At 35.2% G+C, this 321-nt stretch carries 1 protein-coding gene; it reads left to right on the plus strand.

Annotated features, from left to right (window positions below; all coding sequences use genetic code 11):
- Window positions 1–31 precede the first annotated feature (31 nt).
- On the plus strand, window positions 32–321 hold a 290-nt coding region (locus CJF42_RS26510), incomplete at its 3' end, for an ISAs1 family transposase (protein ID WP_141235718.1).

Below are 321 nucleotides of genomic sequence, written 5' to 3' on the forward strand. Positions count from 1 at the left end.
TGATCTATTACTTCGCTTTAAGCGACGTAAAATGAACAAACAGAAGCCAACACTTATCGAACATTTTAAAGATATTACAGATCCACGCCTTCAAAGAAAGCAATTACATAAATTAGATGATATCTTTTTTATTACCTTATGCGCCGTTATCTGTGGCTGCGATAGCTGGGTTGCTATTGAAAAGTTTGCAAACATGAAACAAAATTGGTTTGAGCAATACTTATCTCTTGAGCACGGAATTCCATCGCATGATACCTTAGGTCGCGTCTTTTCATTAATTGACCCAGAACAATTTCAAGTTTGTTTTTCTAATTGGATCAA

Source organism: Pseudoalteromonas sp. NBT06-2 (assembly GCF_002276045.1).
Lineage (GTDB): Bacteria > Pseudomonadota > Gammaproteobacteria > Enterobacterales > Alteromonadaceae > Pseudoalteromonas.